Here is a 23,205-nt window from a genome sequence, read left to right as displayed (position 1 = left end):
GGGACACTAGAGCGGCCGCACCGTTTCATGACAGCGCCATCGATTTGCGCTTCAGCTCGGTGTGCGGCGCGATGGCCCGCGCGACATCGGGACCGATCGATCCTCCACGCTTGCCGCCGCGGCGATCGATCAGGCTCGCGACGACAGCGCGTCGCGCATGACGAGGCGTGAGCGAATGGTCGGCGTTCGGCAGCGTCAACCGCGTCACGCCAGGGATGCTTGTGAGCCGTTTGCCGTCCTGGCCGAAATGGCGTGCGATCTCCTGCAGGCTGAGATCGCCGTCCGAGGTGACCATGAGGACGCGTACGTCGCGACTGCAAAGCTCGCGCATCCAGCGCTCGACGCGGTTACGACCAAGCAGGGCTGACGGATGCGTCGCCGACAACGTCGACTTGACGGCTTCCAATCCGCGCCGCACCAGCCGCCTGGCGCTATCTGACACTGACAGCTTCCAGGCGGACCTGGTCGTCATCGCAGATCCCTCCGCCGGACCGATCTGCTGCCGGCTTCCGCGATTCGCCTTGGAGGTTTCGTATGCTTTCCAGGCCGTCAGCTCCAGCGCGTAGGAACTGTTCCAGGCAAAGCAGAGCGGGTTGATCATGGTCAGGGCGCGGACGCGGAGGTCCGCGCGCGCAGTGTGAAGGGCCTGGAAGGCGCCCGAGCATGTGCCCACAAGCTCGACCTTGGCAAAGCCCGCCCGCTGCATCCAGTCGATCGCCGCGCTGACGTCGAGGCGGGTGCTGGAATCATAGAGAAACAGACGGTCGCTCGCAGCATCGTCGCTCAGGCCGATGCCCGGCAGGTCGATGCGCAGCGACGCCACGCCGGCGGCCGCCAGCTCGCGTGCCGCCTCGACCGTGCCGCGCGCCCAGCCGACATGCGGCACGCCGCCGGAGTTGAGGAAGATGACCGGATCGGCCGCAGCATGGCTGACACGCGGCCGGGTCAGCACGCCACAGATCGATGACGCCTGCCCGATCACAACCGGCTCTTCCGTGTAGTGCGCCCCCTCCAGTATCTCGCGGCCGGGCAAGGGTTCGACGCGTTGAACCGCGCCGGCGACGGCCCGATCGGACAGCCAGTCCGTCCAGCAACCGACAACGTCGGCCGGAATCCGGTTCGCGGTCGGGTCGCACATGAGCAGATGATAGTCCTTGAACTGCACGATCGTCGTGCTTTCGACCGAAGTCCGGCCAGCGCGGATTTCAGAGACGGCCAACGGCTGTCCATTCGCGATCAAAAGCGTCGGCATGGGCGGAAGGGCCGCGACGGCCCGCCGCCAATCCAGCATCGACAGATCGGCGAGCGTCTCATGCGAAAGCCGGAAGCCGACGGCCTCGCGTCCCTCGGCGAACGTCGCGTCGCTTGCGGCGCCCTTGGCGAGTGCCCCATCGATCACGCGCGACATCGCGGTGATTTCGCGCACATAGGTTTTGCCCGAACCCGGTGGCGCCAGCAAAGCAAGGCCCGCCACGTCATCGCGTCCCACTGCGGCGAGCGGGGCCAGCAGCGCGCCGAGACGGAAGCCGGCGAGGATGACATCCTCCACGCCGCAATCCCGCTTCAACCGGTCGATCGCCGCGCCGATGCTTGCAGTCCAGGCCATCACCTGGCCCGGCGCCGCGTGGTCGCCGGCCGCGTTGCCGCAGCCGGGATAGTCGAACAACAGGGTAGGCAGGCCCGCCGCGGCCGCCTTGTCGGACAACAGCTTCAGGAATCGGCGACTGCACAGATCCTCATGACCATGCGCGCCGGCAATGACGACACCCCGCCTTCCCTTCGCTTCGTTCAGCCAGCCGATGGTATCGGCAAAGACAATTGGTTTCATGTCATGCTCCCGGCGGACTCATTTGTCCGCCCGACTTCCAATTCTTCCGCTCTGGGCGCCTCGTAGCTCATGTCGCGATCGGCATTGAGCGCCGTCACTGTGCCGCCAGGCGTCGCCACATGCGGACCGTCAAGGCCGACCTCCCGCTCGGTGCCCGGCATCAGGTGAAAATTGTTCTCCGCTGGAACGAACAGATCGTCCTGGATGGAGACATGATAGGCCGCGCGTTTGCAGGCGAGCCGCAGCCGCCACGCGTCCTTCCGGCGCACCAAGCTCACAGTCAGGCCCACGTCGCGCCGCGCGGTCATGACATCCGGCAACACATGGAAGGCCTCGGCAAAGACCTTCCCGTCGTCGCAGTCTTCCAGCCTTGCCACGGTGACTTCATGTCCGGGCGGCCCGAAGCGATAGGCGTAGGAGATATCGAAAAAGGCGCCGAGCACCGAGAAGGCCGAAAGCGACAGGCCACCGTGCGCCGGCACGCTGATCGGCCGGCGCGCCGACACCACCGCCGTGACGCCGTCCCGCAGACAGGTCAGCGACAATGTCGCCTGGACGGTCTTCGCAGTATCGTTGACGGCATGGACGGTCAGCCCGTTGACGCCCTCATCGCTCAGGATCAGCCGCAGCGGGGCAAATGCCCGCCTGAGCCCGTGCCAGACGGGTTTCGGCCGGCCGGTCGAATCGACCACGCCCCAGCCCGCACCCGGCCGCAAGTCCTTCCAGAAGAACAGCAGCGCTCCGGCCGTCAGCGAACAGGGCCTGCGCCATTCGTCGATGGTGCGCTCCACCACCTCGGTCGTCACCGCACGCGAAAGCTCGAGATAGCGACTGGTATTCTCGATGCGCAGCCGGCGTGCGTCGACGGAAAAAAGCGTCTCCAGATAATGCTCGCGCACATCCTCGAAGTCCCAGGAGGCGCCGACGTCGCGCGGCACACCTGCCTTCCAGCGCGGATCGTGCACCGGCGGCACAGGCAGTTGCGCATCCAGCGTTGCCTTGTCAGGCACATTGGCAAAGGCAAGGCATTCGCTCGCGAAGCGCACCTCGGCCCGGCGCGCGTCATCCAGCGGACGGCGATAGGCACCGACCCCGTAATAATGCGTCGGCCCGCCATCGGCCGTGAACGGCAGGTTGCCGCCGGATGGCGATGACGTCACAAGCACCACGTCGGGACGCTGCGCTTCGGCGATGGGCCGCACCACCTTGTCGAACCAGGGCGTCGGGTCCATCGACATCGGCAAGCCCATCATCGCCGCCTGCTGCGCCACTTCGCTGCCGCCGCACAGAACGGCGAGTGACGGCGAATGCCTGAGCCGCCCGAGCAGATTCCCGACCTCGCGCGAGAGCGACGCCTGCCAGGCTTCGTCCTTCGCCGGATAGTCGAAATTGGCGAGCATCAGGTCCTGCCAGACCAGGATGCCCATCTCGTCGCAAAGCTCGTGAAATGCGTCGCTCTCATAGACGAACGTGCCGCCGACCCTGAGCATGTTGACCCCGGCCCGCCGTGCAAGATCGAGGTCACACGCGACTTCCGCGCGTGAGGACGGCAGCCCCACCGGATCGGACGGCGTCCACACCGCGCCGCGGCAAAAGACGGATACGCCATTGACCACCAGCCGAAAGCCGCGGCCGTCGGCGCCACGATCGATCTCGATATGCCGGAAGCCGACGCGGCCGAGTGCAATTCGCATCGGGCCGAGCGTCAGGACGACCTCGTGCAACGCCGGTTCGCCATGGCTGTTCGGCCACCATGGCGCAACGTTCGCGATATCCAGTCTTGCCGTCAGCCGCGTGACTGTCTCGGCCGTCAACGCGGCGACAGCGCCCGCACAGGCGATCATGGCCGGCGTGCCGTCTAACGGCTCGACCAGCGTGACCGTGACCGAAAGATGCCCTGTCGTGCCGGCGAGGTCGGCCCGCATCTGCACATCGCGCACGGCTTGACGATCGGTATCGCGGATCAGCTTGATCGGCCGCCACGGTCCGACGATGTCGAAGCCCGGGGACCAACCCGGCATATGGCCGATCAGCGTGGTCCGCACGAGCCTCAGCCGCTGATCGTCGATCATGCGCGGCCTCCAGCGCGCACGCGGACCGGTCAAGGTTTCCAGATGGCGCCTGAGGCTGCGGAATGCGATGACCAGTTGCTCGCCGCCGGCAAGCGTCAGAGCCACATCATGGCGCTCGAACATCGAGGTCGAGGACAGCACGAGGCGATCGTCGAGCCAGACCTCCGCGACCGTCGCCAAGCCGTCAAATACAAGACGGACGGGTCCTGCGGCATCGAGCCGGCGACGATACCAGACGTCCTGGTCGTGCAGCGGAGCGGGATGGTTGCGGTCCCAGCGGCCAAGCGCTTCCAGCGCAGCTGCGGCGGTGCCGGGGCACGCCGCCTCCAGCCATTCGGCACTGCCGTCGACCGCCGCCGGAGACGCCCACGCGCCGGCCGGCGAGACGACCATGCGCCAGCCGCTGTCCAGGAGCTCGGCCGTCTCGGTCGTCGACACAAAAGTGTCCGTGCACACACGCATTCCCATGGCCGGCAAGCCAGTCCTATGCTGCCTTACTGGCGAGATCCGTCATACGACCGTCCAGCGCGTCCATCACCGTTTGCCAGGCCTTGGCCATCGGCCCGATGGCGTCCGCGAGCCCATCGAACCGATGCCGGGCCATGGCGCGGGCGAGCTTGAATTGCATGACCTTGGCGCCCTCGGCGATCGCCGCGGCGGCTTCGATCGCCTCAGCGAGACTGGTCTCGCCGTGCCGTCCCAGCCATTCCAGATGACTGGAGAGGAGTTCGAAATTGGCGCCCAGCTGCCGCAACGTGTTGAAGGCGTAGACGTGAAAATACTCCGGTGACCGGCCGGCCAGCACCTCGGCATGGCGGCCGAACACAGCCGCATAAGCGTCGAGCGGATTGCGCTTCGGCCTCCGCCGCAGATGCTGCGCGAGGATCTCGGTAGCGGCACCGACCGGATCGCGCGAAGGGCGCGTGGCGTCGAATTTGACGAACTCGGCATAAGGAAACAGCGGCAGGCCGCCGGCCGGCGCGCCGTCGCGCTGTCCGAAAATGCCGTCATAGTCCTCGCCGTCCAGCGCAAAGTAGCCGTCGTTGTGGAAGTAGGCCATGTGGCGGCGCCCGGGAACGAGCACGTTGATGCCGACCGTCGTCTTGGAATGGCCGGTGCGATAGGTGATGCCCTTGGTGTCGGGCAGATGGAAGGCATCGACCTCGACCAGCGGCAGCCGCCCGCGCTCGATCTGATTGAGAACATGCGTCTCCAGGCGATCGAACACGGACAGTTCCTGGATATCCAGGCCGGCCAATCGCTGCAGGTCGGCCGTCGGAAATTTGAAGAACGTGAACTGGTCGCCTTCGAAATCCTGCGCGACGGTGAAGCCGAGCGCCGCGACCGGGTCATTCCCGGTCGCATGCATCACCTCGATCAGCAGATCGACATAGCAGTTGGTCTGTGGCCATCGCCGCTCCGGATCGTGCAACCCGTGCGGCTTGTGGGCGGCCGGATCGAGCCCGGCGATGGCGCTCTTCATTTCAGTTGCCCCAAATCAGTTGCTCCAAAGCGTCTCACGCACGGAAGCCGGCCAGGCCTCGACGTCAGGGCCGTGATGGCGGAACAGCGCGAGCGCCACGCGCTCCAGCCCGAAGCCGACGCAGGCCGAGTGGCACAGGCTGCCATCCGCGAACTTCAGGCCCCAGGTCTGGCCGAAATGGTCGCGATGGTAGTTGAAGGACAAGCAGGCCGTCGGTTTCTCGATACTGGTCACCGGGATCAGCAGCTCGAACTTGAGTCCTTCGTCGCGCTGGTTGTTGGCCATCATCTTGCCGCCGCGGCCGAAGAACGGATCGTTGGCGAGGTCAACCTCGCATGGCAGGTCGAGTGATTCGATCATCGCCTTGCCGCGCTCCAGCCAGCTTTCGCGGAAGGCGCACACCTGCTCGGCCGTCCCAATGCGGACGAATTCGCGCATGCGGAAGAGCTGCATGCGCGCCGGATCCTTGGAAGGCTCGTGGCGGAAGCAATAGGAGGAAAGCTCGAACAGGACACCGTCGTCGGGCACCGGACCGCGCGCGGCAACGGTCGGATAGAGCGGGTAGCAGGCGGCCGGCGTCAGCACGACGTTCGTCGCCTGCTGCAGTTCGGTCCAGTCCTCTCCCGCGGCCATCATGCCGAGAAGCTGCGCATGCTCGCGCTCGCCGCCTATGAAGGAATGCACGCAGCCCGCGAGCTGCGGGAAACTCTTCATGTAACCGCTGCCTTCAAGCGTGGCGCGACTCATGCCCGGCGGGAAGTGGATGCGGGTTGCCTTGTCCGGCGCTCCGATGCTGGTCACGAGCCGCTCAAAGCGCTCGATCACCTCTTCGAAAACGCCAGAGCGGCCATAAAGCCCGTCTACTCCGGTCTTGAACAGGATGCTCTTGTCAAACAGAGTGTCGAGCAGGCTCGTGGCATCGAACGTCTTGGCGTCCATCTCAACCTCTCAGGCTGGTATCAAAGCGGCTCATCAGCAGGAGCGTCGCGGTGTTGGAAAGAATGCGGTCGTTCGAAATCATCAGCGGCGCGGAGGTCACGTCGCGCAGATGCCTGCCGACGCTGAACGGCGTGCCGTTCTTGTAGCCGACGATGCCGTTGATCTGCATGGCGAGCCGCACGATCGCCCCCGCCTTCTCGCTCGCGGCGACCTTCAGCGCGTTGATCTCGGCGGTGAAGCCGATCGAGGAAAGCGCGTCGTCATTGCCCTTGGCCGCATCGAAGCGGTGAATGGCCGCCGTGAGATGACCCTTCATCTCCTGAAGCAGGGCGGCCGCTTCGGCGAGCCGTAGCGCGCCCGGCGGGAGACTTCCATCCGCCTGCTTGCGCGCCGCAGCCTTGACGAACGCTTGCGCACGATTGAAGGCGTCGGTGGCGATACCGAACCAGGTCGCGCCCCAGAAGATATGCGAGCTCGCCAGCATCGACTGCGCCGCGATCTCCGAGAACGGCTTGGGGAAGATCTGCGCCGCGTCCCCGTGCGCGACAAGATGGAAACCGTCCGAACAGGTGCCGCGCATCCCGAGCGTGTCCCATACGGAGGTGCGCTCCAGCGTCCGGTTCAGGTCTGCGGGAATGACAACCATCACCTGATCGGAGCTTGCGGCGTCCGGAGCGCGCCGCGCCGTGGCGAGAATTGCGTCGGCATGGCGGCCATAGGAAATGACGGTCGCTTCCTTGGTCAGCGAGAAACGGCCGTCTGCCACTTCAACCGCACAGATCGAATTGCGCAAATTGCCGCCGATGCCGCCTTCCGTGGTCGCGGAGGCCACCAGCAACTGCTCAGCCGCAATGCGACGCATATAGGCCAGATGCCAGTCGCTGGCGCCGCCGTGGCTGACGAAGCTCGACGTCTTGATCTGATGCATGGCGTAGATCATGGCGCTCGAGCCGCACGCCTGGGCGAGCTGGACGATGAGATCCGCGATCTCCATCGTGCCCAATCCCTCCCCGCCATGCTCGACGGGGATCGCGACGCCGAGCAGGCGCTCGCGCTTCAATGCTTCGATGGTGTCGGCCGGAAAACGGCCCTCGCGGTCGACCGCGTCGACCTGCTGCGCGGCGATCTTGGCGACCCGACGCATGCGCTCGGCCGGCGTGTCGGCAGAGGCCGGCACCGGCTCTATCATTCTCACCACGCTCATGGTGTTACGCCGCCTGCTGCGTAAGCCGTGAAACGGCGTCCGCGACGTTGGACAGCGACGAGAAGGTCCGTCGCGTGAGCATCGCTTCGGGAAATTCGATGTTGAATTCTTCCTCAAGCGCCAGCATCACCTGCACCGTGGCGAAGGATGTCAGCCCTGCGTCATAGAGATTCGTGTCGTCGGTGATCGTGTTGAAATCCAGCGAAATCATCGGCTGCTGCTCGAGCAGCGCGCGGATACGATCAATCATTGGTTGCCCCACCTGTCATTGAAGTTCTTATGCGGCGGCAATAGCGCAACGACGGCAACGGCGGCGTTAACGCCGGAACTACAATGCTACAGACAGCTAACGATCCGTAACGAACACTGCCGAAAGTGCGGGACTTGTACCGTCTTGGTGCGCTTGCCGCATACGGCCTTGGTCCGGCTCGCGCAGAACGGCGCGGCGATGATGCCCGCCACAGGCTTCGCTTGCCTTCGGGATCTCGGCGCAGGTCACGTCCGGGGGCGGGAATTCAGGCAAGCCGATGAAGCCCAACGGCAAATTCCCTCGGCGCAATCCGTCCGGCAGGCTCGCGAGTCGGCGGCCCGATCCAGAGGGTGGTCGCAGGCTGCGGGACAGCCTGCAGCTGTGTCTGGATACCGTCTCCTGCACCGCGGCTGAGCAGAATTGTGTCCGGAGTTGGCCGTGCCTGCGTTCTAGACAGGCCTGACCATATTTTAGGCGCGGCGGAATAGCGCAGGGGCAACTCCCTCCCGCAAAGCGGGAAAAGGTCCGGATTCATAATCCATTAGCGAACTCCGGCCGTTTGGCACGGCATTTGATTCTAAGGGTCCAGGCTGTGCCCGCGTAGTGGATGTCCTCCGCGTGGTGAACCTCAGTCGAAACTCCCGGTGTTCATTCGCACCGGGCCCAAGCGGGGATAGGACTCATGAAAATTGTTATGGCGATCATTAAGCCATTCAAGCTGGAAGAGGTCCGTGACGCCCTGACCGCCATTGGCGTTCATGGTCTCACGGTGACGGAAGTCAAAGGCTACGGCCGCCAGAAAGGCCACACGGAAATCTATCGCGGTGCCGAATATGCCGTGAGCTTCCTGCCCAAGATCAAGATCGAGGTCGCGGTCAATTCCGATCAGGTCGACAAGACCATCGACGCCATCACCTCCGCCGCCAAGACCGGTCAGATCGGTGACGGCAAGATCTTCGTCATCAGCCTCGATCACGCCGTGCGCATCCGCACCGGCGAGGCCGATGCCGCGGCCCTCTGATTTTCGCGCTCAAACCTTAAGACCTCAGGAGTGAAATAACATGACGTTCAAGCGTCCCTACGGCGCGGGACTGGCGGCCCTTGCAGTCGGCCTGTTCGCCGCGACCGCCGCCTACGCCGAGCCGACCGTCAACAAGGGCGACAACGCCTGGATGCTGACCTCGACGGTGCTGGTGCTGCTGATGACCATCCCCGGCCTCGCGCTGTTCTATGGCGGCCTGGTCCGCTCCAAGAACATGCTCTCGGTGCTGGCGCAGGTGTTCTACACGGTCTGCCTCGTCACCGTGCTCTGGGCCCTCTATGGCTACAGCCTCGCCTTCACCGGCGGCTCCGACTTCATCGGCGGCTTCTCCAAGGCCTTCCTGATGGGCGTCACGCCGGACTCGAAGGCGGCGACCTTCTCGGTCGACGCCAACATCTCGGAGCTCGTCTATATGTGCTTCCAGATGACCTTCGCGGCGATCACGCCGGCCCTCATCGTCGGCGCCTTCGCCGAACGCATGAAGTTCGCGGCGATCGCGCTGTTCATCCCGCTCTGGGTCACCCTGATCTATTTCCCGATCGCGCACATGGTCTGGTACTGGCCGGGTCCGGACGCGATCCAGGATGCCGCCAAGGCGCTCGCCGCCGCGGCTGACGGCGCGGCCAAGACCGCGGCGCAGGCCAAGCTCGACGAGATCAACGCCGATGCCGGCTGGATCTTCAAGAAGGGCGCGATCGACTTCGCGGGCGGTACCGTCGTGCACATCAACGCGGGCATCGCCGGCCTCGTCGGCGCGCTGCTGATCGGCAAGCGGACCGGTTACGGCAAGGAGCTGATGGCTCCGCACTCGCTGACCATGACCATGATCGGCGCCTCGCTGCTCTGGGTCGGCTGGTTCGGCTTCAATGCCGGCTCCAACCTCGAAGCCAATGGCGGCGCTGCGCTCGCCATGACCAACTCCTTCGTGGCGACGGCTGCGGCGGCGTTGTCCTGGATGTTCGCGGAATGGATTATCAAGGGCCATCCCTCGCTGCTCGGCGCGCTGTCGGGTGCGGTCGCGGGCCTCGTCGCGGTGACCCCGGCGGCCGGCTTCGCCGGTCCGATGGGCGCCATCGTGCTCGGCCTCGTGGTCGGCGTGGTCTGCCTGTTCTTCTGCACGGTCGTGAAGAACGCGCTCGGCTATGACGACTCGCTCGACGTGTTCGGCGTTCACTGCGTCGGCGGCATCGTCGGCGCGCTCGGCACCGGCATCCTGGTCAACCCGGCGCTCGGCGGTGCGGGGATCATCGACTACACCGCGATCCCGCCGAAGGTTGCCGATTACGACTTCGCGGCGCAGATGATCTCGCAGGTTTGGGGTGTCGGCACCACGCTGGTGTGGTCGGGCATCGGTTCGGCGATCCTCTACAAGATCGTCGACGTGATCGTCGGCCTGCGCGCCAACGTCGAGACCGAGCGTGAAGGCCTCGACATCACCGAGCACACGGAGCGCGCCTACAACATGTAGAATTAACGGCCCTTGAGGGCCGTTAATTTGGGTTCTCCCGGGGCGCGACCTCCCCAAGCGGTCGTTCCCAGAACTACGGTCCGGACACATACCCGGCAATGTCCGGGCCGTTGAGGGGCTCCAGCGCAAGCTGGGGCCCCTTTCTTTTTTCCGCGGCTTGAGAAAATATTGTCGGAATTGCCTGCCATTGTGGAATGGCAGGCTACAAACAACGAAAACGGGAGGATGTCATGAAGGTGCAGGGCAGGTGCTATTGCGGCAACGTGCGCTATGAGGCCGAGGGCGAGCCGATGATGGCGGCGCAGTGCCTGTGCCGGGAATGCCAGTACATCACGGGCGGCGGACCGAACATGTTCATGGCGATGCCGACCACCGGCTTCAAATACACCGCCAGCGAGCCCAAGCAGTTCACCCGCAAGGATCTCGACCGCGCCGTGACGCGCGAGTTCTGCCCGGAATGCGGCACGCACCTCGTGACCAAGGTGCCGGGCCTGCCCGCCACCATCCTGAAGGTCGGCACCTTCGACGACCCCTCGGTGTTCACCCCGCAGATGACGATCTACACCTGCGACAAGCAGACCTTCCACCATCTGCCCGAGGGCAAGCCGTCGTTCGAGAAGCTGCCGGCGCGGTAGTCGTCCCGCATCGCGTGCGTAGTCTGGATGGAGCGGCAGCGAAATCCGGCCCGCTGCCTGTCTTCTCCTTCCCCCTGAAAGGGGGAAGGTTGGGATGGGGGTCAGCCGCGCACGATGCTGTCTGCGGAGAAAATAGATCCCCACCCGCTTTGCTCTCCGAGCAAAGCGACCTCCCCTTTTCAAGGGAGGTTGGAGCCATCTAGCCGCGTCAGTCGACCAAAACTTCCTCGTCCGGCAGCTCGCTCGGTGCGCCGTCGCGCAAATAGCGATCGAGGATGTCGGCGAGCGACAGCGGCGTGAGGCGCTCCCGCGCGCCGGATAGATCGGCGATCGGCCACCAGCGGAAGCAATCGAGCACCCTTGCCTCGGCCTCGTCGGCCATCACGGGCGCGAAGCGATCGGCGCGCACGATCCGGTACTCTTCCTTTTGAGAGATCCGCCGGCCGCCCCAGTTGAAGGTGTGGTGACGCCGCCAGACGGCGGGCCCGGGCTCGAAATCGACCAGCCCCAATTCCTCCGCCAGTTCCCGCTGCAGCGTCGCTTCAGCCGTCTCGTCGCCCTCGACGCCGCCGCCCGGCGCGATCCAGAAGCAGTCGCCGCCGTGCGGCGGGCGAATCCGCATCAGCAGGACTTCGCGCTCGCCGGTGATGATGAGCGCCCGGACGGCGCGGCGGTGGATCATGTCTCGGAGCAATTTCGATACGGTTTTCTGGCGTGAGCGCTGATATCACGCGCCGGCCGACCGTGCCGCGCCGCCGATGGTTAATCGCGTCTTAACCTCGCCCTATCTATGGTGACTTGATCGGTTTACGGTCGGCGCCCCCTACCCTCCGACCGCAGTGAAAGTGCTGGCATTTCAATCATGGCAATGACCGCCTCATCCGGCTTGGCGCAGGGCGCCGGCGATGTCGCATCCGCCGGCCAGGCCGAGCGTTCCCCTTTCCTGCGCACGACCGAGCTGCTGGCGCCGTATCAGCCTGCCAAGCCCTTGATTACGCTGTCATTAGGCGAGCCGCAGCACCCGGTGCCCGATTTCGTCGGGCCGGTGCTAGCCAAGCATACCGCCGAATTCGGCCGCTACCCGATCGCCAAGGGCATCGAACCGTTCCGCCGCGCCGTCGCGACCTGGCTGTCGAGCCGGTTCCAATTGCCGCGGCCGGTCGATCCGGAGAGCGAGGTGATGGTGCTGAACGGCAGCCGCGAGGGGCTGTTCTTTGCCGCGATATCAGCCTCGCGCTACGTCGCGCCGCGCAAGGGCCGGCCGGCGATCCTGATGCCGAACCCGTTCTATCCGGCCTACGGCGCCGGCGCCCGCGCGGCCGGTTGCGAGCAGATCTACCTGCCGACCACGCTCGGCAACGGTTTCCTGCCCGACCTTGATTCGATCGACGAGGCGACGCTGGCGCGTACCGTCGCGTTCTTCATCGCCTCGCCTGCCAATCCGCAGGGCTCGGTCGCCTCGCGCGCCTATTTCACGCGGCTGAAAGAGCTCGCCGATCGCTTTGGTTTCATCATCCTGAGCGACGAGTGCTACTCGGAGATCTACACCCGCGAGGCGCCGGGCAGCATTCTCGAATGCGCCGGTCCCGACTTCAGCAATGTGGTGGCGTTCCAGTCGCTGTCGAAGCGCTCGAACCTGCCGGGCATGCGGGTCGGCTTCGCCGCGGGCGACAGGAAGTTTCTGGCCGCCTTCCACGAGCTGCGCAATGTCGCCGCGCCGCAGGTGCCGGTGCCGCTGCAGCATGTCGCGGTCGCCGCCTATAGCGACGAGGCGCATGTCGAGGAGAACCGCAGGCTTTATCGCATCAAGTTCGATTTCGCCGACCAGATCCTCGGCAACCGCTACGGCTACAAGCGCCCCGCCGGCGGCTTCTGCGTCTGGCTCGACGTCTCCGGGCGCGGCGGCGACGAGGCGGCGGCGGTCAGGCTCTATCGCGACGCCGGCGTGCGCGTGATTCCCGGCAGCTATCTGGCGCGCCAGCAGAACGACGGTTCCAATCCGGGCGCGGGCTATATCCGCCTTGCGCTCGTCTCCGACAGTGAATCGACGGCCGAGGCGATGCATCGCCTGGTCGAAACCCTGGGTTAATCGCGAAGCGCGAAGATTGAGTATGCCAGCGATCGAACGTGTCATCCCCCTGGTCGGCCATCTGCCGCTCTCGCTCCGCGAGGCGCTGGCACGACGGCTGCGCGAACTCACCGGGCTCGGCCTGATCGCGCTGTCCGGCGCCATCACGGCGGCGCTGATGACATGGTCGGTGCAGGATCCGTCGCTGAGCCACGCCACCTCGCGCGCGATCCGCAACGTGCTCGGCTATCCCGGCGCGATCGGCGCCGACCTGCTGATGCAGATCCTCGGCCTCGGCGCCATCATGCTGGTGCTGCCGGTCGCGGTGTGGGGTTGGCGGATGCTGACGCATCGCCCGTTCGACCGCGAGGCGCTGCGGCTCGGCTGCTGGATCCTGTGCACGGTGATCGCGGCGGGCTTCGCCAGCTGCTGGCCGCACAACACCGCATGGCCGCTGCCGACCGGGCTCGGCGGCGTGGTCGGCGACGCGCTGCTGCGTGCGCCGGCCGTCGTGTTCGGCCCGCCCGGCTTCATCTATCGCGTCGTGCTCGGCTCGATCCTGGTCGTCGCGATGACGGCAAGCTTCCTGTTCGCCTGCGGCTGGGGCGCGAAGGAGCAGGACGACGAGCTGACGCCGATATCTGACGATGACGAGCCGTTCGTCGAGGAAGAAGACAACGACCGCAGCTCGGTCTCGCTGGGCTGGCTGTTCCATGCGCTGATGAGCGCGAAGGCGCGGCTCGGCTGGCTGCTGACCACCGCCTACAGATCGCTGGTCTCGAGCGGTGCGCAGGGCCGCAGCTCTGCGTTCGAGCGCCAGGAGCCCAATATCGGCGGCGGCCGCTCGGCGCCCTCGATCGCGCCCGCACATGAAGATCATGATGAGGACGAAGCTGAAGCTTTCGACGACGAGGAGGAAGAGGAGGACGAGGAGGACGAGGCTCCCGCCGCCCGCGCCCCGCGCAAGAAGGCCGAGCCGAAGCCGAAGAAGAAGAATTCCGACAAGTTCGAGCTGCCCTCGGTCTCCGTGCTCAGCGCGCCGAAAGCCAGCGATCGCCAGCCGCTGAGCAAGGCCGAGCTCGAAACCAATTCGCGCTCGCTCGAGGGCGTGCTGCAGGACTTCGGCGTGCGCGGCGAGATCGTCAAGGCCAATCCCGGCCCGGTGGTCACGCTGTACGAGCTGGAGCCCGCGCCCGGCATCAAGTCGTCGCGCGTGATCGGGCTGTCCGACGACATCGCGCGCTCGATGAGCGCACTGTCGGCCCGCGTCGCCGTGGTTGCCGGCCGCAACGCGATCGGCATCGAGCTGCCGAACGCGCATCGCGAGAAGGTCTATCTGCGCGAGCTTCTGGTCGCCAAGGAAAGCATCGATTCGGTTGCGAAGCTGCCGCTGTGCCTCGGCAAGACGATCGGCGGCGATCCCGTCATCATCGATCTGGCGCGCACGCCGCATATGCTGATCGCCGGCACCACCGGCTCCGGCAAATCGGTCGCGATCAACACCATGATCCTGAGCCTGGTCTATCGGCTGCGGCCGGATCAGTGCCGCCTGATCATGGTCGACCCGAAGATGCTCGAACTCTCCGTCTATGACGGCATCCCGCACTTGCTGACGCCCGTCGTCACCGATCCGAAGAAGGCGGTGGTGGCGCTGAAATGGGCCGTGCGCGAGATGGAGGAGCGCTACAAGCGGATGGCCAAGCTCGGCGTGCGCAACATCGACGGCTACAATGCACGCCTCGTCGAAGCCAAGGCCAAGGGCGAAGAGCTGACGCGCACCGTCCACACCGGCTTCGACAAGGAGACCGGCAAGGCGATCTACGAGGAAGAGAAGCTCGACCTCGAACCGCTGCCCTACATCGTCATCATCGTCGACGAGATGGCCGACCTGATGATGGTCGCCGGCAAGGATATCGAGGGCGCGGTGCAGCGCCTCGCGCAGATGGCCCGCGCCGCCGGCCTGCATGTGATCCTCGCCACGCAGCGCCCGTCGGTCGACGTCATCACCGGCACGATCAAGGCGAACTTCCCGACCCGCATCGCCTTCCAGGTGACGTCGAAGATCGACAGCCGCACCATCCTTGGCGAGATGGGCGCCGAGCAGCTGCTCGGCCAGGGCGACATGCTCTACATGGCGGGCGGCGGCCGCATCAGCCGCGTGCACGGCCCGTTCGCCTCCGACGAGGAAGTCGAGAAGGTGGTGCGTCACCTCAAGACGCAAGGCGCCCCGGAATATCTCGAAGCCGTCACCGCGGAAGAGCCGACCGACGAGGACGGCGCCGTGTTCGATGCCACCGGCATGGGCGGCGACGGCGGCGGCGATCTGTTCACGCAGGCGGTTGCGATCGTCAAGCGCGACCGCAAGGCGTCGACCTCCTACATCCAGCGCCGGCTGCAGATCGGCTATAACCGCGCCGCCTCGCTGATGGAGCGGATGGAACTTGAGGGCATCGTCGGTCCGGCGAATCACGCCGGAAAGCGCGAAATCCTGGTCGGGGAGGAAGAAGGCCAGTTCTGATCGGGGGCGATCATCACGGAAAAACCATATCTCCCTCGGAAGAGGCGGGATAAAATCCGGCGCAGCGGGACGAGCGTCGAACAGAGACCTGACATATCTGATGGCAAAACACCTCATTGACCGCGGCACGCGCACCGCGCTGGCTCTTCTCGTCACCGCCGCGATCGCCGGCGCGGCGACTGCGCAGAATGCGCCGCCGCCGAAGCCCGCACCCAAGGCCGCGCCAAAAAAGGACGCCGGCGCGCAGACCAATGCGGACAAGAGCCCGACGACGACGGGCGCCACCCAGGCACCGCCGAACCCGGTGATTCCCGATCCGCGCCGCAACGTGCCCGCCAACATCTTCCAGACCTTCGACGCCAACCAGAAGGCGCAGGCCGCCAAGGTCTCGGCCTATCTCTCGTCGCTGCAAACGCTGGTCGGAAATTTCGTCCAGGTCGGCCCCGACGGCACCAAGACCAAGGGCGATTTCTACATCCAGAAGCCCGGCAAGCTGCGCTTCGAATATGACGATCCGAGCCCGATCGAGGTGATCGCGGACGGCTCCTCGGTCGCGGTGCGCGACCGCAGGCTCGCCACCCAGGACGTCTATCCGCTGTCGCAGACCCCGCTGCGCTATCTGCTGTCGGATCGCATCGACCTGATGAAGGACACCAACGTCATCAGCGTCACCGCCGACGACGTGTTCGTCAGCATCACGATCGAGGAGAAGCAGGCGCTGGTCGGCACCAGCCGCTTCCTGCTGATGATCGGCGCCAAGGACGGCAAGCTCAAGCAGTGGACCGTCACCGACCCGCAGGGCTACGACACGACCGTTGCGGTCTACAATCTCGACGCGACGCAGAAGCCCGATCCGGCGCTGTTCAAGATCGACTTCACGACCTATCCCGGCACCTCGCCGGGCTGATCGCGATGCCGTAGGATGGGTAGAACGCAGCGAAACCCATCCTTGACGCAGCGTGTTGTGACCGTGATGGGTTTCGCTTCGCTCTACCCATCCTACAAGCGCTTGCTTGTGGACAAAGCGCCAACCCGCACCGAGAACCGTGCTAAGACGCCCCTCTCATGCGGTTCTCCGTCACCACCTGGAACATCAATTCGGTGCGCCTGCGCATCGACACCGTCGCCAAGTTCATCAAGAGCGCGCGGCCGGATGTGCTGTGCCTGCAGGAGACCAAATGCATCGACGATGCGTTTCCGCTGAAACGCTTCAAGCGGCTCGGCTATGAGCACGTCGCGCTGAACGGACAGAAGGGCTATCACGGCGTCGCCATCGTCTCGCGGCTGCCCTTCGAGACGACCGACATCAGGACGTTCTGCGACAAGATCGATTCACGGCACATTTCGGTTTCCTTCGGCGAAAAGGCGCAGCTGTCAAAGCCGCTGGTGCTGCATAATTTCTACGTGCCGGCCGGCGGCGACATTCCCGATCCGGCGCTCAATCCGAAATTCGAGCACAAGCTGCAATTTCTCGACGAGATGAAGGCCTGCGAGCCGCTGCATCCACGCGGCGACGACCGCCACATCCTGGTCGGCGACCTCAACGTCGCGCCGCATGAGAACGACGTGTGGTCGCACAAGCAGCTGCTCAAGGTGGTCTCGCACACGCCGGTCGAAACCGAGAAGCTGCTCGCCGCGCAAGCGCATGGCGAATGGTTCGACATCGCGCGCGAGCGGATCCCGATGTCGGAGAAGGTCTACACCTGGTGGAGCTACCGCGCGGCGGACTGGACCGTCGGCGATCGCGGCCGCCGGCTCGATCACATCTGGGTCTCGCGCGCGCTGAAGGATCAGGTCAGCGATTTCAGGATCGCGCGCGACGCCCGCGGCTGGGAGCGCCCGTCGGACCACGTGCCGGTGACGGCGGTGATGGAGGTTTAAGGGCGCCGCCGACCCCCGACCCGTCATCCTGAGGAGCGCGGAACGCGCGTCTCGAAGGGTGCACGGCCCGGCTGGTGGCCGTCGACCCTTCGAGGCTCGCCCAGCGGCGCAATTGCGCCGCAAGGCTCGCACCTCAGGGTGACGGTTCAATGACCTTGCGGAATGACGCGCGGAAAGATCACGTACTCAACTTCCCGCCCGCCATCAGGATATCGCTTGCGAGCTGGCTGGTGCGCAGCGCGAGCTCGTCGCGCAGCCGAAGGGCCGCGGCGGGATCGCTTTCCAGCACGCGCTGGAACAGGCTGCGCGCGACGCGGATCACCGAGCCGCGCTCCAGCGCGGTGGCGGTCGACGGCCGCTTCATCGCGACGATCAATGCGAGCTCGCCGATCAGCGCGCCGGGACCGGCGATGATCTCGGCGCCGCCTTCCTCGACGCGGAAGGTGCCGCGCTGCACGACGTAGCCGGCGTCCGCAGCGTCGCCGGCCTTGAACAGCACGTCGCCTGCGTTGAAATCACGTTGCTCGGAGCCGATCGCCAGCATGCGCAAGGAGCTCTCGCCCAACAGACGCATTGTCGGGACCCGCTCGAGCAGGGCTACGTCATCATCGATCGACATTCAGGTCCGGTAACCGCGGTGCGCCTCGATTTCACGAATCGTTGAGCGCAAAGCGTATCACGGCACCAGCTTGTAGCCACCGGCTTCCGTCACCAGGATTTCCGGGTTGGCGGCGTCCTTCTCGATCTTCTGGCGGAGACGGTAGATGTGGGTTTCCAGCGTGTGGGTGGTGACACCGGAATTGTAGCCCCAGACTTCCTGGAGCAGGGTCTCGCGCGACACCGGCATCTGGCCGGCGCGATAGAGGAAGCGGAGGATCGCGGTTTCCTTCTCGGTCAGCCGCACCTTCCTGGCATTGGCGCCGGTCAGCATCTTCGAGCCGGGCCGGAACGAGTAGGGGCCGACCGAGAACACCGCGTCCTCGCTGGCCTCGTGCTGGCGGAGCTGCGCCCGGATCCGGGCCAGCAGCACCGCGAAGCGGAACGGCTTGGCCACATAGTCGTTGGCGCCGGATTCGAGCCCCAGGATCGTATCGGAATCGGTGTCGTGGCCGGTCAGCATGATGATCGGTGCCTTGAAGCCGCCCTTGCGGAGCGAGCGGACCACTTCGCGGCCGTCGGTGTCGGGCAGGCCGACGTCCATCAGGACCAGATCGGGGGAATTGGCTTTGGCGGCAGTGGCGCCCTTGGCGCCGGTGTCGACTGCGGAGGCTTCGAATTCCTCGTGCAGCGACAGCTGCTCGACCAGCGTATCGCGCAGATCGGTATCGTCATCCACGATCAAGATCTTGCGGGCATTGGCCATAGGTACAATCCTTCGGGGGCGGGGCGGTCAGAAGCGGAGGGCGCCTATGGCCGTAACATCGGCTAGATATGTTCTCAGGTAGGCGATTGTTACCGATTCACAAGGCAACGCAGTCTACCTCAAATCCGGCGGGGCAGGACGTGAATGTCCTGTAATGCCGGGAGATAGAATGTTCTGAACCTCCAAGGCAAGCTCAGTTTGGAACGATTCTTAGGGGAAGATCAGCTATTTCAATCACTTATATGACAGTTAAACGTGATCGGCCGCTCTCCATCATCGAGGTCCGAGCAGCCGCCGGCGACCCGCGCCGGGGCTGGCTGTCGGCCGATGGCTGGACCGTGCCGGTGGCGCTCGGGCGCGGCGGAATCCTCGCCAACAAGCGCGAGGGCGACGGCGGCACGCCGCGCGGCGTCTTCCATCCGCGCCAGCTCTGGTGGCGCGCCGACCGGCACCAGCGTCCGACGACTTTCCTGCCGACCCGGCCGATCCGGCGCGAGGATGCCTGGTGCGAGGACCCCGCCGACCGTCACTACAACCAGCCGATCCGGCTCGATCGCGAGCAGGGCGGCGACCGCCTGACTCGCGAGGACCATCTCTACGACTTTATCGTCGAGATCGATCACAACGCCGCGCCGCGCGTCGCCGGTCGCGGCAGCGCCGTATTCCTGCATCTGGCGCGGCCGAATTTCTCGCCGACCGCGGGCTGCGTCTCGATGACGAAAGCGTCGATGCTGCGGCTGTTGCGACGGATGTCGCCGCAGACCCGGATCGTTATTGGGTAGGGTGGTGGAATAGCTCAGCATCGGTTTTCCCACGCGACAGGCGCGACGCGTTTGTGCTGAGATCGCGCGCAACCAAGAATAATTCCCGCGGGAGTGAAAAAGCATGCTCGACAACAACCAGATCGCCGCTGCCTCGAACGTCCTGAGCGAGCACTGGCACGCGGGAACAAAACTCGGCGCACTCGATGGCGCAATTCGGCCGCGCGATCGCGCCGAGGGCTATGCGGTGCAAGCTGCGCTGGAGAAAACGTCGCGCGAAAAACTGTTCGGCTGGAAGATCGCGGCGACCAGCACGGCCGGCCAGAAGCACATCAATGTCGCCGGCCCGCTCGCGGGGCGCATCCTTGCCGAGACGGTGATACCGGATGGCGGCACCGCGTCGATGCAGGGCAACGAGATGCGCGTCGGCGAGCCGGAATACGCCTTCCGCATGGCGCGCGACCTCGCGCCGCGCACAACGCCCTACAGCGTGCAGGAGGTGCTGGATGCCGTCGGCACGCTGCATCCGGCGATCGAGATTCCGGATTCGCGTTTCGCCGATTTCGTCGCCGCAGGCGAAGCGCAGCTGATCGCCGACAATGCCTGCGCGCATTTGTTCGTGCTCGGACCCGCAACGACAGCGGACTGGCGCGCGATCGATCTGGTCGAGGACCGCCCGACCATCACACTGCGCGGCGAACGCTATATCGGCCACGGCAAGAACGTGCTCGGCGATCCCCGCGCGGCGCTCGCCTGGTGCGCCAACGAGCTGCGCGCGCTCGGGCTGACCTTGCGGGCAGGGGAAGTCGTCACCACGGGCACCTGCCATCCCCCGCTGCCGATCGCCGCCGGCGATGAATTCGCGGCCGATTTCGGCGCGATCGGAAAAGTGTCGGTGAAGTTCGCGTAGGCCGCGCACGCGCCACATACACCCGTGTCGTCCCTGCGAAAGCAGGGACCCATAACCACCGACGTTAGTTGTTGCCCGCCGATCTGGCCGCGTGCCCCATGCAATGGCCGCGGAGTATGGGTCCCTGCTCCCGTGCGCAATTGCGCACTAGGCAGGGACGACAGTCAGTTATGCGGCACCGTCCGCGTCCCAAAAATCGCCGAGCCCACCCGAACATGGGTGGCGCCCATCTGGATCGCCACCGCGAAATCCGCGCTCATGCCCATCGAGAGATTCGTCAGACCATTGCGCGCGGCGATCTTGGCGCAGAGCGCGAAGTGCGGCGCCGGCGCCTGGTCGACCGGCGGGATGCACATCAGTCCCGAGATCGACAGGCCGTAGGTGTCGCGGCATGCCGCGATGAAGGTATCCGCGTCCTGCGGCGCGACGCCGGCCTTCTGCGGCTCCTCGCCGGTATTGATCTGGACGAACAGTTCCGGGTGCTTCCCTTGATTTTTGATTTCCTTGGCTAACGCTTCGCAAATGCTGGTGCGATCGACCGAATGGATCGCATCGAACAGCGCGACCGCCTCCTTGGCCTTGTTCGACTGCAACGGCCCGATCAGATGCAGCTGCAATCCCGGGTGAGCCTGGATTAGCGCCGGCCACTTGCCCTTGGCCTCCTGGACGCGATTTTCGCCAAATACGCGCTGTCCCGCGCCGATAATCGGCAAAATTGCGTCAGCCGCGAATGTCTTCGACACCGCGATCAAGGTCACCGACGCGCGGTCGCGCCGCGCTTCCTTGCAGGCATGGGCGATCTCGCGTTCGACGGCGGCGAGGCCAAAGGCAGGGTCACGTGGTGAACCGGGCGGTAACGGCGTGGTCGGGCTTTGCGTCATGCTTGTGCCGTTCTCTGACAGGTGCGGGGGGTTGGCTCGAATTTTACCAAATTCGGGAAAGGCTTTTTGAAGCCCTGCATTCTACCTTGCGCACGGGCAAGGGAATAGAATGTCGGGCGTCACTTTCAACCGCAACCGGGTCAGGCTCAAGAAGGTTCTGGGAATTCGTGCCCGGCTGGCCTTGCTTGCGCTGATGCTGGTCGCGCCCCTGATGCTCGACCGCGTCCGCACGCTGGAGGATTCCCGCAGCAAGCAGATTGCGCAGGCCGCGGCCGGCTATGCCAGTCTCACCGCCCATGCCGCCGAGACCCAGCGCGAGGTGGTCTCCTCGGTTGAGACCATGCTGAAATCCGCCGCCTATATCCGCGCTTCGGGCGGCATCGCGCAGAGCTGCGAGGTGCTCCGCGCCAGCCTGCCGACGGTGCTGCCCTGGATCCGCAGCATCATGTTCGTCTCCAGGGACGGGCTGGTGCAGTGCTCGACCCTCAACGTCCAGGTCGGCCTCAATGTCGGCGACCGCGACTATTTCAAGAAGGCGCAGGACAACCGCGGCTTCGTGTTCAGCGACTATCTGCGCGGCAGGACCAACGGCCGCCCGATGATGATGGCCGCCTATCCGGTGGCCGCGATCAATCCGGAGCAGGATGCCGTCGTCGTCGCCGGCATCAACATCGACTGGCTGTCGCAGATCATGGCCAATCTCGGCGGCCAGCCCGGCATGTCGGCCGTTCTCGTCGACAGCACCGGCGTCGTGATCGCCGCGCCCGCGGATCACGCGAGCCTGATCGGCCGCTCGCTCGACACCATCCCGCTGATGGCGGCGATCGCCGAGAAGGCGCTGAGTTACGACGAGCCGTCCGGCTCGGTGTCGTTCACGGCGTCCGACGGCGCGCAGCGCACGCTGAGCTTCGCGCGCATCGCCGGAACGCAGTCGCGGCTGATCGTGAGCATGGATGAGGCCAAGGTGACCGCGGCGATCAACCGCGAGATCCGCACCGCCTATCTGCAGCTCGGCTTCGTCTGCCTGTTCGTCTTGTTGGGTGCCCTGGTCGGCGCCGAGCGGCTCGTGATCCATCCGATCGAGCTGATGACCGGCATGGCGCGGCGGTTCGGCGAGGGCGACTGGTCGGCACGCGTCGCCAAGCACAAGCTACCGGCGGAATTCGTGCCGCTGGCGCGCGCCTTCAACGCGATGGCGGCGCAGCTCAGCCAGCGCGAGCGCGAACTGGTCGCCTCCAACGATCGTCTCACCGTGATGGCCTCGATCGACGCGCTGTCCGGCCTTGCCAACCGCCGCGGCTTCCAGAGCCGGCTCGACTTCGAATGGATGCGGGCGCAGCAATATGAGTGCGAGCTGTCGCTGATGATGATCGATGTCGATCACTTCAAGCTCTACAACGACACCTACGGCCATCCCGAAGGCGACGTCTGCCTGACCCGAATCGGCGAAGTGCTGTCCGGGATCGCTGCCGACACCATGGGCTTTGCCGGCCGCTATGGCGGCGAGGAATTTTGTCTGTTGCTGCCGAACACCGATGCCGCGCATGCGCTCGCGATCGGCGAGACCGTGCGCACCGCCGTGCTCGGCCTCGCCGTGCCGCACACGTCCTCGAGCCATTGCGTCGTCACCGTCAGCGTCGGCGTCGCAACAACAAAGCCGAACGAGACCCAGCGCCCCGGCGACCTAATAGAGGCCGCCGACGCCGCCCTCTACGCCGCCAAACGCCGCGGCCGCAACGCCGTGATCGAGCACGGCTTCCTGCAGACGCTGGACGAAGCCGGGATGGCGCTGGCGAGCTGAGATCATGCGCGGTCGAGCCGCGCCATGAGCGCGGAACCATGGACGATCGGCGACGCCGCCTATTCAGCGTCGTCCTGGCGAAGGCCAGGATCCATTACCCC

General features: G+C 65.4%; 20 protein-coding genes. 10 read left to right on the top strand and 10 right to left on the bottom strand.

From position 1 onward, the window contains the following. Positions 1–25: 25 nt before the first annotated feature. The 6 genes from AC1VNY_RS12690 to AC1VNY_RS12665 are packed head-to-tail and all read right to left on the bottom strand — an operon-like array spanning position 26 to position 7,776. Complete coding sequence (locus AC1VNY_RS12690; protein WP_482405386.1) at positions 26–1,828, bottom strand: alpha/beta fold hydrolase; 1,803 nt, start codon at positions 1,826–1,828, stop codon at positions 26–28. Next, a complete protein-coding gene (locus AC1VNY_RS12685; protein ID WP_482405385.1) occupies positions 1,825–4,338 on the bottom strand; it encodes a glycoside hydrolase family 2 protein in 2,514 nt (837 codons plus the stop codon). The genes AC1VNY_RS12690 and AC1VNY_RS12685 overlap by 4 nt, the downstream gene beginning before the upstream one ends. 46 nt (positions 4,339–4,384) lie before the next feature. Beyond that, positions 4,385–5,383, bottom strand: coding sequence for a DUF1839 family protein (locus AC1VNY_RS12680; protein ID WP_482405384.1), 999 nt, complete (start codon positions 5,381–5,383; stop codon positions 4,385–4,387). A 15-nt stretch (positions 5,384–5,398) separates the two neighbouring features. Continuing rightward, positions 5,399–6,322 (bottom strand): amino acid--[acyl-carrier-protein] ligase, encoded by a 924-nt coding sequence (locus AC1VNY_RS12675; protein ID WP_482405383.1) that lies wholly within the window; start codon positions 6,320–6,322, stop codon positions 5,399–5,401. A 1-nt stretch (position 6,323) separates the two neighbouring features. Continuing rightward, entirely contained in the window at positions 6,324–7,526 is a 1,203-nt protein-coding gene (locus tag AC1VNY_RS12670) for an acyl-CoA dehydrogenase family protein (protein WP_482405382.1), read from the bottom strand. 4 nt (positions 7,527–7,530) lie between these two features. Then, positions 7,531–7,776 carry an acyl carrier protein gene (locus AC1VNY_RS12665; RefSeq protein WP_304497994.1) on the bottom strand — a complete coding sequence of 82 codons (246 nt, stop codon included), beginning with the start codon at positions 7,774–7,776 and terminating at the stop codon, positions 7,531–7,533. Between the two features lie 682 nt (positions 7,777–8,458). On the opposite strand from AC1VNY_RS12665, the gene AC1VNY_RS12660 reads away from it, so the two are divergent. From AC1VNY_RS12660 to AC1VNY_RS12650, 3 genes are all read left to right on the top strand, one after another. Beyond that, the gene (locus AC1VNY_RS12660; RefSeq protein ID WP_026192063.1) at positions 8,459–8,797 is read left to right on the top strand and encodes a P-II family nitrogen regulator; all 339 of its coding nucleotides are present in this window, start codon (positions 8,459–8,461) and stop codon (positions 8,795–8,797) included. 40 nt (positions 8,798–8,837) lie between these two features. Then, positions 8,838–10,286, top strand: coding sequence for an ammonium transporter (locus tag AC1VNY_RS12655; protein WP_016841438.1), 1,449 nt, complete (start codon positions 8,838–8,840; stop codon positions 10,284–10,286). A gap of 230 nt (positions 10,287–10,516) precedes the next feature. Continuing rightward, on the top strand, positions 10,517–10,921 hold the full coding sequence (locus tag AC1VNY_RS12650) for a GFA family protein (RefSeq protein WP_016841439.1): 405 nt from the start codon (positions 10,517–10,519) through the stop codon (positions 10,919–10,921). 208 nt (positions 10,922–11,129) lie between these two features. Here the strand turns inward: AC1VNY_RS12650 and AC1VNY_RS12645 are convergent, their stop codons facing one another. After that, on the bottom strand, positions 11,130–11,603 hold the full coding sequence (locus AC1VNY_RS12645) for an NUDIX domain-containing protein (RefSeq protein ID WP_482405381.1): 474 nt from the start codon (positions 11,601–11,603) through the stop codon (positions 11,130–11,132). 180 nt (positions 11,604–11,783) lie between these two features. On the opposite strand from AC1VNY_RS12645, the gene AC1VNY_RS12640 reads away from it, so the two are divergent. From AC1VNY_RS12640 to AC1VNY_RS12625, 4 genes are all read left to right on the top strand, one after another. Continuing rightward, positions 11,784–13,010, top strand: a complete 1,227-nt coding sequence (locus AC1VNY_RS12640) for an aminotransferase class I/II-fold pyridoxal phosphate-dependent enzyme (RefSeq protein ID WP_304497991.1) — start codon at positions 11,784–11,786, stop codon at positions 13,008–13,010. A 16-nt stretch (positions 13,011–13,026) separates the two neighbouring features. Next, positions 13,027–15,507 (top strand): DNA translocase FtsK, encoded by a 2,481-nt coding sequence (locus AC1VNY_RS12635; RefSeq protein ID WP_482405380.1) that lies wholly within the window; start codon positions 13,027–13,029, stop codon positions 15,505–15,507. A 100-nt stretch (positions 15,508–15,607) separates the two neighbouring features. Then, entirely contained in the window at positions 15,608–16,414 is an 807-nt protein-coding gene (locus tag AC1VNY_RS12630) for an outer membrane lipoprotein carrier protein LolA (protein WP_482405379.1), read from the top strand. A 158-nt stretch (positions 16,415–16,572) separates the two neighbouring features. Continuing rightward, complete coding sequence (locus AC1VNY_RS12625) at positions 16,573–17,388, top strand: exodeoxyribonuclease III (RefSeq protein ID WP_028342012.1); 816 nt, start codon at positions 16,573–16,575, stop codon at positions 17,386–17,388. 178 nt (positions 17,389–17,566) lie between these two features. Here AC1VNY_RS12625 and AC1VNY_RS12620 read toward each other — a convergent pair whose 3' ends face one another. Together AC1VNY_RS12620 and AC1VNY_RS12615 are read right to left on the bottom strand one after the other, a co-directional pair. Further along, complete coding sequence (locus AC1VNY_RS12620; RefSeq protein ID WP_076833662.1) at positions 17,567–18,007, bottom strand: cyclic nucleotide-binding domain-containing protein; 441 nt, start codon at positions 18,005–18,007, stop codon at positions 17,567–17,569. A 57-nt stretch (positions 18,008–18,064) separates the two neighbouring features. Continuing rightward, on the bottom strand, positions 18,065–18,751 hold the full coding sequence (locus AC1VNY_RS12615; protein WP_016841446.1) for a response regulator transcription factor: 687 nt from the start codon (positions 18,749–18,751) through the stop codon (positions 18,065–18,067). A 242-nt stretch (positions 18,752–18,993) separates the two neighbouring features. Here AC1VNY_RS12615 and AC1VNY_RS12610 point away from each other — a divergent pair, with 242 nt between their 5' ends. Both AC1VNY_RS12610 and AC1VNY_RS12605 read left to right on the top strand, forming a co-directional pair. Further along, positions 18,994–19,533, top strand: coding sequence for a L,D-transpeptidase family protein (locus AC1VNY_RS12610; RefSeq protein WP_482405378.1), 540 nt, complete (start codon positions 18,994–18,996; stop codon positions 19,531–19,533). 103 nt (positions 19,534–19,636) lie between these two features. Beyond that, on the top strand, positions 19,637–20,422 hold the full coding sequence (locus AC1VNY_RS12605) for a 2-keto-4-pentenoate hydratase (protein ID WP_482405377.1): 786 nt from the start codon (positions 19,637–19,639) through the stop codon (positions 20,420–20,422). Positions 20,423–20,586: 164 nt separating this feature from the next. Here the strand turns inward: AC1VNY_RS12605 and AC1VNY_RS12600 are convergent, their stop codons facing one another. Further along, positions 20,587–21,303 carry a YggS family pyridoxal phosphate-dependent enzyme gene (locus tag AC1VNY_RS12600; RefSeq protein WP_482405376.1) on the bottom strand — a complete coding sequence of 239 codons (717 nt, stop codon included), beginning with the start codon at positions 21,301–21,303 and terminating at the stop codon, positions 20,587–20,589. 109 nt (positions 21,304–21,412) lie between these two features. Here AC1VNY_RS12600 and AC1VNY_RS12595 point away from each other — a divergent pair, with 109 nt between their 5' ends. Continuing rightward, positions 21,413–23,104 carry a sensor domain-containing diguanylate cyclase gene (locus AC1VNY_RS12595; RefSeq protein ID WP_482405375.1) on the top strand — a complete coding sequence of 564 codons (1,692 nt, stop codon included), beginning with the start codon at positions 21,413–21,415 and terminating at the stop codon, positions 23,102–23,104. The last annotated feature ends 101 nt before the right edge of the window (positions 23,105–23,205 follow it).

Source organism: Bradyrhizobium ferriligni, assembly GCF_056837965.1.
This window is presented reverse-complemented; position numbering and strand designations above follow the sequence as displayed.

Excerpts from the sequence above, each read along its gene's own strand:
- AC1VNY_RS12605 (WP_482405377.1), top strand. The coding sequence starts at position 19,637 with ATGCTCGACAACAACCAGATCGCCGCTGCCTCGAACGTCCTGAGCGAG.
- AC1VNY_RS12670 (WP_482405382.1), bottom strand. The coding sequence starts at position 7,526 with ATGAGCGTGGTGAGAATGATAGAGCCGGTGCCGGCCTCTGCCGACACG.
- AC1VNY_RS12615 (WP_016841446.1), bottom strand. The coding sequence starts at position 18,751 with ATGGCCAATGCCCGCAAGATCTTGATCGTGGATGACGATACCGATCTG.
- AC1VNY_RS12630 (WP_482405379.1), top strand. The coding sequence starts at position 15,608 with ATGGCAAAACACCTCATTGACCGCGGCACGCGCACCGCGCTGGCTCTT.
- AC1VNY_RS12655 (WP_016841438.1), top strand. The coding sequence starts at position 8,838 with ATGACGTTCAAGCGTCCCTACGGCGCGGGACTGGCGGCCCTTGCAGTC.
- AC1VNY_RS12650 (WP_016841439.1), top strand. The coding sequence starts at position 10,517 with ATGAAGGTGCAGGGCAGGTGCTATTGCGGCAACGTGCGCTATGAGGCC.
- AC1VNY_RS12675 (WP_482405383.1), bottom strand. The coding sequence starts at position 6,322 with ATGGACGCCAAGACGTTCGATGCCACGAGCCTGCTCGACACTCTGTTT.
- AC1VNY_RS12610 (WP_482405378.1), top strand. The coding sequence starts at position 18,994 with ATGACAGTTAAACGTGATCGGCCGCTCTCCATCATCGAGGTCCGAGCA.
- AC1VNY_RS12645 (WP_482405381.1), bottom strand. The coding sequence starts at position 11,603 with ATGATCCACCGCCGCGCCGTCCGGGCGCTCATCATCACCGGCGAGCGC.
- AC1VNY_RS12665 (WP_304497994.1), bottom strand. The coding sequence starts at position 7,776 with ATGATTGATCGTATCCGCGCGCTGCTCGAGCAGCAGCCGATGATTTCG.
- AC1VNY_RS12595 (WP_482405375.1), top strand. The coding sequence starts at position 21,413 with ATGTCGGGCGTCACTTTCAACCGCAACCGGGTCAGGCTCAAGAAGGTT.
- AC1VNY_RS12690 (WP_482405386.1), bottom strand. The coding sequence starts at position 1,828 with ATGAAACCAATTGTCTTTGCCGATACCATCGGCTGGCTGAACGAAGCG.
- AC1VNY_RS12600 (WP_482405376.1), bottom strand. The coding sequence starts at position 21,303 with ATGACGCAAAGCCCGACCACGCCGTTACCGCCCGGTTCACCACGTGAC.
- AC1VNY_RS12660 (WP_026192063.1), top strand. The coding sequence starts at position 8,459 with ATGAAAATTGTTATGGCGATCATTAAGCCATTCAAGCTGGAAGAGGTC.
- AC1VNY_RS12680 (WP_482405384.1), bottom strand. The coding sequence starts at position 5,383 with ATGAAGAGCGCCATCGCCGGGCTCGATCCGGCCGCCCACAAGCCGCAC.
- AC1VNY_RS12625 (WP_028342012.1), top strand. The coding sequence starts at position 16,573 with ATGCGGTTCTCCGTCACCACCTGGAACATCAATTCGGTGCGCCTGCGC.
- AC1VNY_RS12620 (WP_076833662.1), bottom strand. The coding sequence starts at position 18,007 with ATGTCGATCGATGATGACGTAGCCCTGCTCGAGCGGGTCCCGACAATG.
- AC1VNY_RS12640 (WP_304497991.1), top strand. The coding sequence starts at position 11,784 with ATGGCAATGACCGCCTCATCCGGCTTGGCGCAGGGCGCCGGCGATGTC.